The sequence below is a fragment of the Flavobacterium plurextorum genome, from assembly GCF_002217395.1.
Classification (GTDB): Bacteria; Bacteroidota; Bacteroidia; order Flavobacteriales; family Flavobacteriaceae; genus Flavobacterium; species Flavobacterium plurextorum.
On sequence record NZ_MUHD01000035.1, the window covers coordinates 1 to 15,426 of the forward strand.

The 15,426-nt window shown below is 36.0% G+C and carries 11 protein-coding genes; 8 read left to right on the forward strand and 3 right to left on the reverse strand.

Going from position 1 to position 15,426, the window contains the following annotated elements; all coding sequences use genetic code 11:
- Window positions 1–43 precede the first annotated feature (43 nt).
- From B0A81_RS18135 to fucP, 7 genes are all read left to right on the forward strand, one after another.
- Window positions 44–1,192: an ABC transporter substrate-binding protein gene (locus B0A81_RS18135; protein WP_089059305.1), complete on the forward strand. Its 1,149-nt coding sequence runs from the start codon at window positions 44–46 to the stop codon at window positions 1,190–1,192.
- Window positions 1,189–2,331: a CaiB/BaiF CoA transferase family protein gene (locus B0A81_RS18140; RefSeq protein WP_089059306.1), complete on the forward strand. Its 1,143-nt coding sequence runs from the start codon at window positions 1,189–1,191 to the stop codon at window positions 2,329–2,331. Before B0A81_RS18135 ends, B0A81_RS18140 begins: the two co-directional genes overlap by 4 nt.
- A 107-nt stretch (window positions 2,332–2,438) precedes the next feature.
- Window positions 2,439–3,575: a CaiB/BaiF CoA transferase family protein gene (locus B0A81_RS18145; protein WP_089059307.1), complete on the forward strand. Its 1,137-nt coding sequence runs from the start codon at window positions 2,439–2,441 to the stop codon at window positions 3,573–3,575.
- 3 nt (window positions 3,576–3,578) lie between these two features.
- Window positions 3,579–4,811: an extracellular solute-binding protein gene (locus B0A81_RS18150; RefSeq protein ID WP_089059308.1), complete on the forward strand. Its 1,233-nt coding sequence runs from the start codon at window positions 3,579–3,581 to the stop codon at window positions 4,809–4,811.
- 107 nt (window positions 4,812–4,918) lie between these two features.
- Complete coding sequence (locus tag B0A81_RS18155) at window positions 4,919–5,977, forward strand: Gfo/Idh/MocA family oxidoreductase (RefSeq protein WP_089059309.1); 1,059 nt, start codon at window positions 4,919–4,921, stop codon at window positions 5,975–5,977.
- Window positions 5,978–6,102: 125 nt separating this feature from the next.
- Complete coding sequence (locus tag B0A81_RS18160; RefSeq protein ID WP_089059310.1) at window positions 6,103–6,543, forward strand: MaoC/PaaZ C-terminal domain-containing protein; 441 nt, start codon at window positions 6,103–6,105, stop codon at window positions 6,541–6,543.
- Between the two features lie 151 nt (window positions 6,544–6,694).
- Window positions 6,695–7,999, forward strand: coding sequence for an L-fucose:H+ symporter permease (fucP, locus tag B0A81_RS18165; protein WP_089059311.1), 1,305 nt, complete (start codon window positions 6,695–6,697; stop codon window positions 7,997–7,999).
- Window positions 8,000–8,356: 357 nt separating this feature from the next.
- On the opposite strand, the gene B0A81_RS18170 is transcribed toward fucP, so the two are convergent.
- From B0A81_RS18170 to B0A81_RS18180, 3 genes are read right to left on the reverse strand one after another with little or no spacing between them, the layout of a single operon-like run.
- On the reverse strand, window positions 8,357–9,763 hold the full coding sequence (locus B0A81_RS18170) for an efflux transporter outer membrane subunit (RefSeq protein ID WP_089059312.1): 1,407 nt from the start codon (window positions 9,761–9,763) through the stop codon (window positions 8,357–8,359).
- Window positions 9,764–9,781: 18 nt separating this feature from the next.
- Complete coding sequence (locus tag B0A81_RS18175; RefSeq protein ID WP_089059313.1) at window positions 9,782–12,949, reverse strand: efflux RND transporter permease subunit; 3,168 nt, start codon at window positions 12,947–12,949, stop codon at window positions 9,782–9,784.
- 2 nt (window positions 12,950–12,951) lie between these two features.
- Window positions 12,952–14,115 carry an efflux RND transporter periplasmic adaptor subunit gene (locus tag B0A81_RS18180; protein ID WP_089059314.1) on the reverse strand — a complete coding sequence of 388 codons (1,164 nt, stop codon included), beginning with the start codon at window positions 14,113–14,115 and terminating at the stop codon, window positions 12,952–12,954.
- 267 nt (window positions 14,116–14,382) lie between these two features.
- On the opposite strand from B0A81_RS18180, the gene B0A81_RS18185 reads away from it, so the two are divergent.
- Complete coding sequence (locus B0A81_RS18185; RefSeq protein ID WP_089059315.1) at window positions 14,383–15,426, forward strand: sensor histidine kinase; 1,044 nt, start codon at window positions 14,383–14,385, stop codon at window positions 15,424–15,426.

Consider the following 15,426-nt stretch of genomic DNA (forward strand, 5'->3'; position numbering starts at 1 on the left):
TTTTTTACATTTATTATTTTCCATACACATAATTCAATCAAAAATGGCAGTATTAAAAGGCATTACGTGGAATCATACAAGAGGTTTATTGCCTATGGTTGCAACGGCACAGCGCTTTACCGAGTTAAATCCCGAAATCGAAATTACTTGGGAGAAAAGAAGTTTACAAGAATTTGCAGATGCTTCAATTGAAGATCTTGCAAAAAGATTTGACTTACTTGTAATCGATCATCCGTGGACAGGTTTTGGAGCGCATACTAATGCTATACTCCCACTTTCTGATTATTTGTCTGATGATTATATAAAAGATCAAGAAATAAACACGGTTGGAAAATCATACGGAAGTTATGTTTTCAGCAATAAATTATGGGCTTTGCCTATTGATGCTGCGACTCCAGTTGCAGCAGCACGTTTGGATATTTTAGAAAAAGCAGGACTTGAGGTTCCTCAAACATATGACGATTTATTGGCTTTAGCCAAAAAAGGTTTGGTTGCATTTGCTGGAATTCCGGTTGATGTTTTAATGAGCTTTTATATGTTCTGCTGCAGTTTGGGCGAAGCTCCTTTTCAATCTGAAGATAAAGTTATTTCTGTGCAAACAGGAAAAATAGCTTTACAATTGTTTCGAGAATTAGCTCAATTAATTGATCCTTCCAACTTTAATCGAAATCCAATTCAGGTTTACGAAGCGATGGTTAATTCAGATGAAATTGCCTACTGCCCTTTTGCTTATGGATATTCAAACTATTCAAGAGCAGGATACAGCAAAAAACTGCTTCATTTTTATGATTTGGTAAAACTGAATAATGCGCCAATGATTAGTTCTTTGGGCGGAACAGGATTAGCAGTTTCTTCTTTCAGCAGCCATATTTCGGAAGCGATTCGTTATGCCGAATTTACAGGATCTTCTTATGTTCAGCAGAATATTTTTGCCGATAATGGCGGTCAGCCAGGACATTTGCAAGCATGGAAAAACGACAGAATCAACTCGATCACAAATAATTATTTCAAAAATACGCTGCCTGCTTTAGAAAGAGCATTTTTAAGACCAAGATACTCTGGACATATGTATTTTCAGGATCATGCCGGCGATGTAGTTCGCGATTATTTATTATACGGCGGTAACGAAGAACTGGTTTTATCAGAATTGGATTCACTTTATGCCAAATCTCTAAAATTGCAAAACTCATGAAACCATTAGAAGGATTAATTGTATTAGAATTCTGCCAGTTTTTGGCGGGTCCTTCTGCTGGATTAAAATTAGCCGATTTAGGTGCGAGAGTTATCAAAATCGAACGTCCCGTGAAAGGTGAAGCTTGCAGACAATTAAGTATCAAAGATCTTTTTGTTGATGACAGCAGCCTTTTGTTTCACACCATTAACAGAAATAAAGAATCTTTTGCAGCCGATTTAAAGAATCCCGATGATTTGGTTTTAATTAAAAAACTAATCGAAAAGGCTGATATTATGACACATAATTTCAGACCGGGCGTAATGGAAAAAATCGGACTGGATTATAATACAACGCTTACCATTAATCCGAAGATTATTTACGGAACTATAACAGGTTACGGAGATAAAGGACCTTGGGCAAAAAAACCGGGACAAGATTTGCTTTTGCAGTCACTTTCGGGTTTGAGCTGGTTGAGCGGACGAAAAAGTCAAGGACCAGTTCCGTTTGGTCTGGCTGTGGCCGATTTAATGTGCGGGAATCATTTTGTACAAGGAATTTTAGCTGCATTATTAAAAAGAGCCAAAACAGGAAAAGGCGTTTTGGTTGAAGTGAGTTTACTGGAATCGATTTTAGATGTTCAGTTTGAAGCGCTTACTTCTTTCTTAAACGATGGCGGACAACAACCAGAACGAGGCGATATTAAAGGAAGCGCACATGCTTTTTTGAGTGCGCCTTACGGAGTTTACAAAACACAAGACGATTATATTTCGCTGGCAATGGGCGATTTACTTTTCATAGGAAATACACTTGGAGTCGATTTAAATCAATATGCTGACAAACATCTTTGGTTTGAAAAAAGAGACGAAATCAGAATCCTTTTAGCCGATAAACTAGCCGAACAAAAAGCAGATTATTGGTTAGAATTACTTCAAAAACAAGGAATTTGGGCTGAAAAAGTTCTCGATTATGAAACTTTAGACCAACAGCCTTTTGTGAAGGATTTACAATTAAAACAAACCGTAAAAAATTCAGACGGAGAAACTTTGGTTACAACCCGAAGTCCGATTCAGCTTGACGGTGAAATTTTAAGCAGTACAAAAGCAGCTCCTAAAGTGGGCGAAGACAATTTAGTAATACACAAAGAGTTTATTCGCTAGATTGTTGAATCGTTTATTTGTTGAATCGTTTAATCATATTAAACAAATAAACGAATTAACGGTTAAACGAATTAACGATAAAACGACAAAACGGTTAAACAAAAAAAATGAAACCATTAGAAGATTATTTAATAGTAGATTTTAGTCAGTTTCTTTCAGGTCCATCGGCAAGTCTTCGCTTGGCTGATTTGGGCGCACGCGTTATAAAAATTGAAAAACCAGGAACTGGCGATATTTGCAGAACCTTATATACTTCTGACTTAATCATGAATGGTGAATCGTCTGTTTTTCATACTATAAACAGAAATAAAGAATCGTTTGCCATTGATTTTAAACAACCTGAGGAACTTCAAAAATTAAAAAAAATATTAGCAAAAGCCGATGTTGTCATGCATAATTTCAGACCGGGCGTAATGGAACGCATTGGTTTAAGTTATGATGATGTAAAAGCAATAAATCCAACGGTGGTTTATGCTTCGATTTCGGGTTTTGGAAATCATCCTGAACTTAAAGATTTACCCGGACAGGATTTATTGTTGCAATCTTTAACGGCTTTAACTTGGCTGAGCGGTAATCAGGAAGATGGTCCTGTACCAATGGGATTATCAATTGTTGACATGCTTGCGGGCGCACATTTAGCACAGGGAATTTTAGCTGCTTTATATAGAAAAACAACACAAAATACAGGCGGAACTGTTCAAGTAAGTATGCTCGAATCTGCTTTTGATTTTCAGTTTGAGACTATTACAACTTTCTTTAATGATGGCGGCGAATTGCCCGTTCGAACTAAAACTAATAATGCTCATGCTTATCTAGGCGCGCCATACGGAATTTACGAAACCAAAAACGGTTATATGGCTTTGGCAATGGGTTCGATTCCTGTTTTGGCTTCATTGCTGAAATGTGATGAATTGTTACAATTTCCAGAGAATAAGTTTACGCTTAGAGATGAAATCAAAAATATTTTAGCCTCTCACCTATTGACACAGGAAACACAATTTTGGCTGGATATTTTAGAACCGGCTGACATTTGGTGCGCAGGCGTTTTAAACTATGAACAGCTTTTCAAAGAAGATGGTTTTAAAGTTTTAGAGTTTACACAACAGGTTGAAATGCTTGACGGCTATTCGTACAAAACTACAAGATGTCCTATAAAAATTGACGGTGAATATTTTACATCAACTAAAGGTTCTCCAAAATTAGGACAGGATAACGAGCGAATTATAAACGAGTTTATAGCATAAAATATGGCCAAATTTAGAATCGCTGTTAGAAAATTTTCTCCTTTCGAAAGCACGCTGCAAAAGTTGTGGGATGCTTTTTGTTTGAAAAACAATATTGAGATTGGCGTTGAAATGATTCCAATGGAACTGCACGATCTTTATGAAGAAACCATCACAAAGAAAGGTTTAAAAAAAGGAAAATGGGATATTGCACACATAAATACAGATTGGATTTTTGATGCTGCAAATGAAAAAGCAGTTCTAGATTTAACCTCTTTTATTTCTCAAAATCCTCCGCAGAATTATCCTGACGGCTGGCATAAATCTTTATTGCATTTACAACAAATTAAAAACGGAACGTTTGGTCTTCCGTTTCATGATGGTCCAGAGTGCTTGATTTTTAGAAAGGATCTATTTGAAAATCCAACTGAAAAAGAAAACTTCAAGAAACAATTTGGTTACGAATTGTTCCCTCCTAAAACTTGGGAGCAATTCACCCAAATCGCAACATTTTTTAACCGTCCTGAAAGCAATTTATACGGCTGTGTTTTTGCCAATTATCCTGACGGTCATAATATGGTTTTCGATTTCTGTTTACAGTTATGGACACGCGGCGGCTCACTTTTGGACAATAACAATCAAATTAACATCAATCATAATCAAGCAGTTGAAGCTTTAGATTATTATAGAACTATAGTAAGTAATGCTGATGCTGTTCATCCGGGATCTAAAAATTTTGGTTCTGTTGAAGCAGGAATGGCTTTCGCCGAAGGACAAGCGGCAATGGCTATAAATTGGTTTGGTTTTGCCTCAATGTGTGAAGTTATCGATGAATCGAAAGTAAAAGGCAAAGTTAATATTACAGAATTACCTTTTAATGCAGACTGCAAAACAGCTTCGTTAAATGTGTATTGGCTCTACACAATTGGCACAGGAAGTAAAAATCAGCAATTGGCTTACGATTTTTTACGATTCGCAACAACGGCTGAAAGCGATAAACTATTGACTACTGAAGGTGGAATAGGATGCCGAAAATCGACTTGGAATGATGGCGAAATCAATAAAACGATTCCGTATTACCATAAACTGGAAATACTGCATGAAAATGCTTTGACTTTACCGCAAACTCCAATTTGGCCTAAAGTGACAGAATTTATAGATCAGATGGTTTTAAAAGCGATTGAAACAGAAATTCCATCACGAATACTTTTAGAAATAACACAGCATAATATTGAAAAATTAATTCAAAATGTTTAACCACAATCTTGTCATCCCTCGTTCCTTAGGATGATAAAAATGAGGATATGGGTTTTGGTGATAAGACCTTCATCAAAATTCCTTGATTAACTAAAAACATATAAAAAATGAATATTCCATATAAACCTTTACTGCCCGAAACCAAACAGCCGATTATCATTATCGGAGCCAGCGGAATTGTGAAAGACGCACATTTGCCTGCCTATAAAATGGCTGGTTTTAAGGTTTTTGGCATTACGAATAGAACGATTGCAAAAGCACACGATCTAGCTAAAGAATTTGAGATTCAGCATGTTTTTGAAAATGTTGCCGATGCCGTTAAAAACGCACCATCAAATGCGGTTTACGACATTACGGTTTTACCTGATCAATATATCGAAATATTAGAACAGTTACCTGACGGCGCAGCAGTTTTGATTCAGAAACCAATGGGAAATGACTTGGCTCAAGCAAAAGAGATTGTCGAAGTATGCGAAAGAAAAAATCTTGTTGCAGCAATCAATTTTCAGCTTCGTTTTTCACCATTTGTAAGTGCCGCGAGATATTTAATTAATGAAGGATTGATTGGCGATTTATACGATTTTGAATTCAAAGTTACGGTAAATACACCGTGGGAATTGTTTCCGCTAATCAAAGAACATCCAAGATTGGAGATTCTTTTTCACAGCGTGCATTACATTGATTGTATCAGATCTTTTCTAGGAAACCCGAAAAGTGTAATGGCGAAAACAGCCAAACATCCGCTTAAAAAATTATCATCATGCCGTTCTACTATTATTCTAGATTATGGCGAAGATAAACACGTTGTTATCAACACAAATCACGATCATCATTTTGGTCCAAATCACGAAGAAAGCTACATAAAATGGGAAGGAACAAAAGGAGCGATCAAAGCTAAAATGGGTTTACTGATGAATTATCCTGACGGACTTCCAGACCTTTTTGAATATGCAATTGAAAACGAAGAAGGCAAATATGAATGGAAAAAAGTTGATCTTGAAGGCTCATGGTTTCCAGAAGCTTTCATAGGAACGATGTCAAATTTAATGCGCTTTAAAGAAGGCTCAGATTCTAAATTATTAGCAAGCGTTCAAGACGTTTTAGATACCATGAAAGTCGTTGAAGCCTGCTACATCAGTAACACAAACGGAGGAATTTTAATTTAAGTCTTAAAGTCAAAAGTCGAAAGTCTTAAAGGTTTGGCTTTATAACACTTTATGACTTTTAACATTACAAATTTAGACTTTTGACTTTCAAACTTTAGACTTTACAACTTTACGACTAAATATTTATGTATTTCAAATCAACATTTTTCGAGGATTACTTACTTGATGACAAGCGAGTAACTTTAGGCAGAACCATTACAGAAACTGATTTTGTAGTTCATGCCGGACATACGGGAGATTTTTTTCCTCATCACATGGATGCTGAATGGTGTAAAACACAGCCATTCGGACAGCGTATTGCGCACGGAACTATGGTTTTTGCCATTGGTATCGGACTAACGGCTTCCGAAATAAATCCTGAAGCTTTTTCTAGAGGATATGATAAAATGCGTTTTGTAAAACCAGTTCATATCGGCGATACAATCCATTCTGAAATTACCATATCTGAAAAAGGCGAAGCCAAAAATCCCGAAATGGGAACCGTAACAGAACATGTTGAAATCATTAACCAAAGAGGTGAAGTGGTTTTGGTATGTGATCATCTTCTTTTAGTCAAAAAGAAATAATCTTTTTGAGGTACAGAGGTTCAAAGCGGCAAAGGCACAGAGGTTTTTACCTTCATTACCTTTAGATTAAGACGCACTGCTGTCCGTCTCTACAAAAAACCTTTGAACCTCTGGACCTCCACATCTTTGAACCTTAAAAAAAAACTAACTAATGCAAGTAACAAACCAAACTGGCGACATACACGAAGTAACGTCAGAAGGCGGAAAGGGAACAAAATACCTTTTGCCATTTATTTTAATTACCAGCTTATTTTTCCTTTGGGGAATGGCACATAATCTGGATTCTATTTTAATTCCGCATTTAAAAAAGGCATGCGAATTAAACAACCGTCAATCGACATTGATTGATACTTCGGTGTTTTTTGCTTATTTTATAATGGCGATTCCAGCCGGAATGCTCATTAAGCGATTTGGTTATAAAAACAGTATTATCACAGGTTTATTGGTTTTCGCTGCTGGAGCATTTTTATTTGTGCCTGCCGCAAATACGAGAACTTACGAATTGTTTTTATTTGCACTATTTGTAATTGGCTGCGGATTAACAATTTTAGAGACAAGCGCCAATCCGTATGCAGCCATTTTAGGACCTGCAGAATCATCTTCTAAAAGATTGAATTTAGCAGCTTCATTCAACGGTTTAGCGGCTATGATTGCTCCAATTGTAGGTTCATTATTTATCCTTTCTGGCACAAATCACACACCGGAACAAATGGCAGCAATGCCTGAAGCAGAGAAAGCATCGTATTTATTAGGCGAAGCTGCTGCAGTAAAAATGCCATATATTATTTTAGGAAGTGTATTGGTTTTGGTGGCGATTATATTCTATTTCATGCATCTGCCTTCAATGAAACCTCAACATACTGAAGCCGAAATTAAACCAGGATTTTTCTCAGTTTTAAAATTTCGTCATTTAAGCTGGGCTGTTGCAGCGCAGTTCTTTTATGTTGGTGCACAAGTTTGTATTACGAGTTTCTTTATTAGAATTGCACAGCAAGGTGCAGGTTTAGATGAAAAAACAGCAGGATATTATCTTGGTATTTATGGTTTCTTGTTTATGGCAGGACGTTTTATTGGAACTTTCTTCTTAAAGTTTGTAAAGGATTATGTTTTACTTTCTATTTACTGCGCTGCCAGTATTGTGCTTTGTTTATTAGCAATTTACGGAACTGGAATTGTGGTTATTTACGCACTTGGCGGTATTGGCTTTTTTATGTCAATTATGTTTCCAACTATATTCTCATTAGGATTAGTTGGTTTGAAATCGAATACAGAAACAGGTTCTTCTTGGCTTGTAATGTCTATTGTGGGCGGTGCTATTCTTCCTTATGCAATGGGAACTTTAATCGATATGAAACATGACGATATTCAATCAGGATATATTATTCCGCTTTTGTGCTTTGTGATTATTTTATCGTTTGGTTTGTACGGACATAAAGTGAAAGCTTTAAAACAATAAATCATTTTAAATTTTAGATTTAAACTATATTGTCTGCTTCTTACCTCCAATCTTAAATATTTTATTTAAACACATAGAAACATAGATATTATAGCTAAAAACAGAATACAAAAAGAAACACGTTTCTTACACATAAAAATGCTCTGTGTATTTTAATTTAGCGAAACGCCTTTTACTAAGTTTTCAATCCCAATAGCTATTGGGAATGCTAATATGTGTTAAAAAAATACATTTAACGGATTGTACTTAATAAAAAACGCCTCAATTAATTGAGGCGTTTTTCGTCATGTTTAAATTTAATTAATAGGCGATCATCGAAGAAACATGATCATTGTGGAATTTTTATTGCTTTTACTTCTATTTCCAGCCTCCGCCAAGAGATCTGTACAAATCAACAACGGCTTGCAGTTTTTGCAGGTTATCATTTACACCGCTCAATTGCGCCGCTAAAAGGTTTTGTTCTGAAGTCAATACATCGGTGTAATTTGTTGCTGAGCTGTATTCTAAAAGCTGTTGCGTAAAATCGACTGCTTTCTCTAAAGCTTCAATTTGTTTTTCTCTTGAATCTTCTTTTTCTACTGCCATCTCATAAGCATATAAAGCATTTGAAACTTCTTGTCCAGCATTTAAAAGACTTTGTTGAAAATTATTGTACGCTTGTAATTGTTGTGACTGCGCAGTTGTCAATCTCATTTTGTTAAGCCCTTGATTAAAAATTGGCTGCGTTAAACCGCCAATAATCGAGTAGAAAATAGAATTACTAAAGAAATCTTTCAACTCTAAATTCGAAAATCCGCTGCTGGCTGTAAGTGTCAAACTTGGGTAAAAATAAGTTTTAGCCAAATTCGTCGACTCAAAAGCAACTCTGAAATTAAATTCCGCTTGACGAACATCTGGGCGATTGTGCAATAATTGTGAAGGCATGCCTACAGCAATATTCTCAGGAATAATCTGCGTACCTAATACTCCTCTTTCAATTGCTCCAGGCGCCTGCCCTAACAAAATATTTATTGCGTTCTCAGTTTCGCGAATGCTTTGTTTTAAATCTGGAATCAGTACCTCAGCAGCATGCTGATTGGCTTCACTTTGCACTACAGCTGCACCGGTTACAATAGCACCTTCTTTTAATGCTTTAATGGTTTCAACGTTCTTAATACGACTTGCCAATGTAGCTTCTGTAATTGCTAATTGTTTATCATAAGCTAACAACAAGAAATAATTATTTGCAATGTCTGAAATCAATTGTGTCTGAATTGCTTGCTTTGCAGCATCTGTAGCAAGATAAGAAGCTAAAGCTGCTCTTTTTGAACTGCTTAGTTTTCCCCAAACATCAATTTCCCAAGAAGAACTTAAGCCAAGTTTATGGGTTGTAGTTAATGTATTGATATTAATTCCTGGAGGAAAATTAAGTCCCGCTTGTGATTGTTTATTTCGCGTAATGTTTGCATCTACATTTAATGTTGGATAATACGCTAATTTACTTTGACGTAAAGCTGCTCTCGACTGCACAATATTTTCAATTGCATTTTTCAGATTAAGATTTTGGTCTAATCCTTTTTGAATTAACGCATTTAATTTTTCATCTTTAAAAACACTCTGCCAAGGCATATCAGCAATTGTAGTTGAATCGGCAGAAGTCTGCTCACGATACAGCTTATCTGTTGAGAGCGTTGTTGGACGTTCGTATTTTTTGGTAATCGAGCACGCACTTAAAAGTGCGGCTGTGATTACCATCAGAATATATTTATTTGAACTATTAGTCATCTCTGTTTTAATTAAATTTTACTCTTTGTGAGCTTCTAGTAACTGAGTTTCCTCATCATCGTCTTCATCATCATAACCGTCTTTTGCAGGACCGCTTACTCTTTCTTGTAAGGTTTGGAAAATGATAAACAGAACCGGAATTACAAATACTCCCAAAATAGTTCCAATTAACATACCTCCAACAGCTCCAGTTCCAATCGATCTATTTCCTACAGCTCCTGCTCCAGTAGCAAACATTAAAGGAACAAGTCCTAAAATAAAGGCAAACGAAGTCATTAAAATTGGTCGCAAACGTGCTACAGCTCCTTCAATTGCCGCTTGTACGATTGGAAGACCTTTACGTCTTCTATCAAGGGCAAATTCGACAATCAAAATACCATTCTTCGCAAGAAGTCCGATAAGCATGATTAAGGAAATCTGCAGGTAAATATTACTATTTAGCTTGAACACAATCGAGAACAAATATGCTCCCGCTAATCCAAACGGAATTGAAAATAATACCGCAAACGGCAGAATATAACTTTCATACTGTGCACTTAATAAGAAGTAAACGAATACTAAACACAAAATAAAGATGAAAATCGTTTCACTTCCTGATGCTAATTCCTCACGTGTTAATCCCGAAAACTCGTATCCGTAACCTGCAGGCAGATTTTCTGCTGCAACTTCCTGGATTGCTTTAATCGCATCTCCAGAACTAAATCCTGGGTTTGGAGCTCCAGTAATCGAAATAGAAGAGAAAAGGTTAAATCTTGAAATCGATTCTGGTCCAAAAACTCTGGTCATTTTTACAAACTCTGTAATTGGAGCCATGTTTCCAGCACTGTTACGAATAAAGATTTTATTTAACCCTTCTGTATTAGTTCTAAATTCTGGCGAAGCCTGAATCATCACACGATATTGCTTTCCGAACTTATTGAAATTCGACGCATACAATCCACCATAATACCCCTGCATAGTTGATAAAATTGTGTTTATCGAAACTCCTGCATCTTTGGCTTTTGCCAAATTAATGTCCATCATATATTGAGGGAAACCAGGATTAAAAGGTGTTGTCGCGTATTGTATTTCTGGACGTTTAGATAACTTTTCTAAAAACTCCGTATTCACTTTAAAGAACTCAGCAGTTGTGTGCCCTCCTTTATCCTGAAGCTGAAATTCGAATCCACCACTTTGTCCGAAACCTTGAATAGTCGGCGGTGAAATAAAGAAAATATTGGCTTCACGAATTCCGCTTGTTTTAGCAAAAAGCTGTCCAATAACATCATTTACACTTAATTCACGTTCATCCCACGGCACTAATTTTACAATAACCATACTGTAAGCACTTCCCGCTCCAGCTGTAAAGTTTTGCCCCACAATACGAAGTGTATTTTTAACTCCTGGAATTGTCTTTGCAATACTGTCGACTTTTTTAGCCATTATATCCGAACGCTCCATAGAAGCTGATGGCGGTAAACTAATATTGGCAAAAACAGTTCCCTGATCTTCCGAAGGAACGAAAGCAGAAGGCGTTGTTTTCATCATATAAAATAATGCCAGACCAGCAATCAGAATTGAAGCTAATACAATCCACTTTTTTACCGAAAGGAAACTTACCGAACGTTTGTATCTTTCTGTTACATTATCAAATGCAACGTTAAATGAAGTATAAAAACGCTGTAAATAACTTTTATGTTTATGATCGTCAGCATGCGGTTTAAGTAAAAGTGCACACAAAGCCGGACTCAGCGTCAAGGCATTTACTGCCGAAAGTATAATCGCTACAGCCAGTGTAATACCAAACTGCTTATAGAAAACCCCAGTTGATCCTGTAATAAAAGTTACTGGAATAAATACCGCTGCCATTACTAAAGTAATCGAAATAATCGCTCCAGAAATTTCGTCCATTGCATGAATAGTCGCTTTTTTAGCCGATTTATAACCGTCATCTAATTTGGCGTGAACCGCCTCGACGACGACAATTGCATCATCGACGACAATACCAATAGCAAGAACCATAGCAAAAAGCGTCAATAAGTTGATCGTAAATCCGAATAAATTCAGGAAGAAGAATGTTCCCACAATCGCAACCGGAACCGCAATTGCTGGAATTAAAGTTGATCTAAAATCTTGAAGGAAAATAAATACTACGATAAAAACTAATATAAAAGCTTCGATCAAAGTATGAATTACTTTCTCGATAGAAGCATCTAGATTTTCATTAACATCCACCATAATGGTATATTTCATACCTTTTGGAAAAGTCTTTGCCGCTTCTTCAATTAACTTTTTAGAATTGATGATTACATCACGTGCATTCGATCCCGGAGTCTGACTGATCGCCATCGCTGCCGATTCGACACCGTTTGTTTTAATCGTTTGAGCATAACTTAAAGATCCTAACTCAACTTTAGCCACATCTTTAAGTCGGAGCATTTGCCCGTTTCCTACCGATTTAATAACAATATCCTCAAATTCTTGAGCACTGGTTAAACGTCCTTTGTATTTAATTACATACTGAAATGCTTGATTTCCGTTTTCACCAAATTTACCTGGCGCCGCTTCGATATTTTGTTCTGCTAAAGCAGCCGAAATATCACTCGGAATCAATTTATATTGCTGCATTACATCTGGTTTCAGCCAAATTCGCATCGAGTAATCTTTTGCACCAAAAACAGTTACATCTCCAACTCCAACTACACGCTGTATCTGCGGAACAAGATTGATCTTGGCATAATTTTGAAGAAACGTTTGATCGTAAGCTTTATCATCACTGTATAAAGAGAATATCAACAAGTTACTACTCTGACTTTTGGTTACTGTAACCCCTGCCTGAGTTACCTCAACTGGTAATAAACTTGTTGCTCTTGAAACTCTATTTTGAACGTTTACCGCTGCTAAATCAGGATCTGTACCAACTTTAAAGAAAATTTTAATCGAAGCATTTCCATCATTTGTTGCTGTAGAAGTCATGTAAGTCATGTTCTCTACACCATTAATCTGCTCTTCAAGCGGAATTACAATACTTTTAAGTACTACGTCGGCATTTGCTCCTGTATAACTTGCCGCTACGTTTACTGTAGGAGGCGCAATATCCGGATATTGAGAAATTGGTAACTCTATTAGGCCTAAAATACCTAAAATGACAATAATAACAGATATTACCGTCGAGAGTACGGGTCTTTGTATAAATTTTTTAAACATCTTTATTGTTTTAAGTCAGCATAAATCATTTCTGATTTTTGATTATTAGCTTTAATCTCACTTCCTTCTTTTAGAGAAGCTACTCCTTCTAATACAATTTCATCTCCTGTTTTTAAGCCGCTTGTCACTACGTAATAGTTTTTGGCAGTATTTTCAAGGATCGTAATATTGACATTTTTAGTTTTGCCATCTTTTCCTACTACTACAGCAAAAATTTTATCCTGAAGTTCAAATGTTGCACTTTGAGGAATAATCATAGCGTCTTTTACTTCACTCGGAATTCTTACTGTTGTACTGCTTCCACTTCTAATAATTCCTTTTGGATTTGAGAAGCGAGCTCTAATATTTACAGTTCCTGTTTCGGTATTAATCAGCCCGTTTACAGTTTCTATTTTTCCTTTTTGATCGTAAGTTGAACCATCTGAAAGCAATAAAGAAACATCCGGCAGACTTTTAATTTTCTGACTTAACGATATTCCCGTATTATCTTTAGTAAAATTTAAAAGTGCTTTTTCATTCATAGCAAAATAAGCATATACATTTCCTATGCTCGAAACTGTTGTTAAAGCTTCGACAGTATTAGAACTTACTAAACTTCCTAAACGAAATGGGATTGAACCTACAACGCCGTCAACTGGACTTGTTACTGTTGTATATCCTAAATTGATTTTGGCATTTACCAAAGCTGCATTTGCCTGCGCTAAAGCTGCTAATGCCGATTCATAAGTATATTGAGCTGATTCTAAATCGTATTTGCTTATAATACCTTTTTCGACTAATGGTTTTACTTTGTTAACTGCAAGTTTTGCAGTACTTAAGTCTGCCTGTGCACTTTTAATGCTTGCTGCAGCAGTTCGTACTTGCTGCTCATATTCTGGTGCACTGATTTTAAACAATGGCTGGCCTGCTTTTACTACCGCACCTTCATCAACAAAAATTTTGTCAATATAACCTTCAACTCTTGGGCGAATATCTATATTCTGCTGTCCTTGAATACTAGCAGGATAATCGCTGTTTAGTGTAGCCGATTCCGGCTGTAATGTCAGCGTTTTATACTCTTTAACTTGTGGTGCGCCTCCGGCTTGAGCCGATTTATCATTTTTATTACCACAAGATGCGATAATAATTGATGCTGCGAAAATGCTTAAAAACGATTGCTTATTCATTGTTAAAATGTGTAATTATCTATTTATTAGTAAGCAAAAGAACTAAAATACACTACGCGAAAAATAGGAAATAGACGAAAAGCAAAAGACAATCGATAGAGATCAGCTGACAGCCGATGAAATTTTTCAGAAATTAAACAACTGTTTAATTTCTAAACTCATCGGTTATAATGAGGTTTATAAAGTCTCTAAATCTCTTTTTAGCGATTGCTTTTATATCCTATTTAAATAAAATGTAATATTGTCATAAAAAAACAAAAACATATAATGGCTTCAAACATTTTTAGACCTTATTTATTTACTGGACTGCATATTTTGAGCTGGTTGTTATTGGGATTTATCATGTTGTTTTACATCCCTTTAACCTGGAACGTTGTGCTTCCAACGGTTTTTTGGATTTGGCAGATAATAGTGCTGTTTTTATTAATAATTGTTTTCTATTCGAATGCCCGAATTATAGTTCCAAAAACCATCATAAAAGACAATACTTCGCCATTTCTGCTGTGGGCTTTGCTGATTGTTTTTGCCATGCAGATCATTGCTTATTTTTATACATCGCAAACAGATCTTCACAGTAAAATACGCTTGGTTTTAGGATTAAGAAAGTATAAAAGTCCTTATTTTGACAATTATGTTTTAATGCTGACTTTATTGGTTCTAGGAATCAGTACAAGCTGGGCGATGCTGCAGCATTGGCAAAAAGCGGCTCAGCATAAGCAAAAGCTCGAACAGGATAAAACGATGGCTGAGCTGGCAATGCTTAAAGCTCAAATAAATCCGCACTTTTTCTTTAATTCCCTTAATAGTATTTATTCGCTGACTTATACTGATATTGAAGATTCTAGAAATGCGCTGCATACTTTAAGCCGAATGATGCGTTACTTACTTTATAGCACTGAAGAAACGACAACTTTACTAAAAGAAGCTGACTTTATGAAGGATTTTATTGCTTTAATGAAACTTCGTGCCAACAGTAAACTTACTATTACAACTGATATACCGCAAAAAATTCACGATTACCCAATAGTTCCAATGTTATTACTACCTTTAGTAGAAAATGCCTTTAAACATGGTGTTCATGCTACTGATAAAAGTGAAATTCATATTTCGCTGAGGCAGAAGGACAGCACATTAGAATTTGAAGTAGAAAATACATATTTCGAAAAATCTTCAACTACAAATGAAGGCGGTATTGGGTTAACAAATACAAAACGCAGACTGCATTTAATTTACCCTGACAAGCATACTTTAAAAGCCGGTATTGCCCCAAATGGCAAATACAATGTAAAACTGCACTTAACTTTAGATTAA

Coding starts and splice junctions, on each gene's coding strand:
- B0A81_RS18135 (WP_089059305.1), top strand. CDS start 44: ATGGCAGTATTAAAAGGCATTACGTGGAATCATACAAGAGGTTTATTG.
- B0A81_RS18140 (WP_089059306.1), top strand. CDS start 1,189: ATGAAACCATTAGAAGGATTAATTGTATTAGAATTCTGCCAGTTTTTG.
- B0A81_RS18145 (WP_089059307.1), top strand. CDS start 2,439: ATGAAACCATTAGAAGATTATTTAATAGTAGATTTTAGTCAGTTTCTT.
- B0A81_RS18150 (WP_089059308.1), top strand. CDS start 3,579: ATGGCCAAATTTAGAATCGCTGTTAGAAAATTTTCTCCTTTCGAAAGC.
- B0A81_RS18155 (WP_089059309.1), top strand. CDS start 4,919: ATGAATATTCCATATAAACCTTTACTGCCCGAAACCAAACAGCCGATT.
- B0A81_RS18160 (WP_089059310.1), top strand. CDS start 6,103: ATGTATTTCAAATCAACATTTTTCGAGGATTACTTACTTGATGACAAG.
- fucP (WP_089059311.1), top strand. CDS start 6,695: ATGCAAGTAACAAACCAAACTGGCGACATACACGAAGTAACGTCAGAA.
- B0A81_RS18170 (WP_089059312.1), bottom strand. CDS start 9,763: ATGACTAATAGTTCAAATAAATATATTCTGATGGTAATCACAGCCGCA.
- B0A81_RS18175 (WP_089059313.1), bottom strand. CDS start 12,949: ATGTTTAAAAAATTTATACAAAGACCCGTACTCTCGACGGTAATATCT.
- B0A81_RS18180 (WP_089059314.1), bottom strand. CDS start 14,115: ATGAATAAGCAATCGTTTTTAAGCATTTTCGCAGCATCAATTATTATC.
- B0A81_RS18185 (WP_089059315.1), top strand. CDS start 14,383: ATGGCTTCAAACATTTTTAGACCTTATTTATTTACTGGACTGCATATT.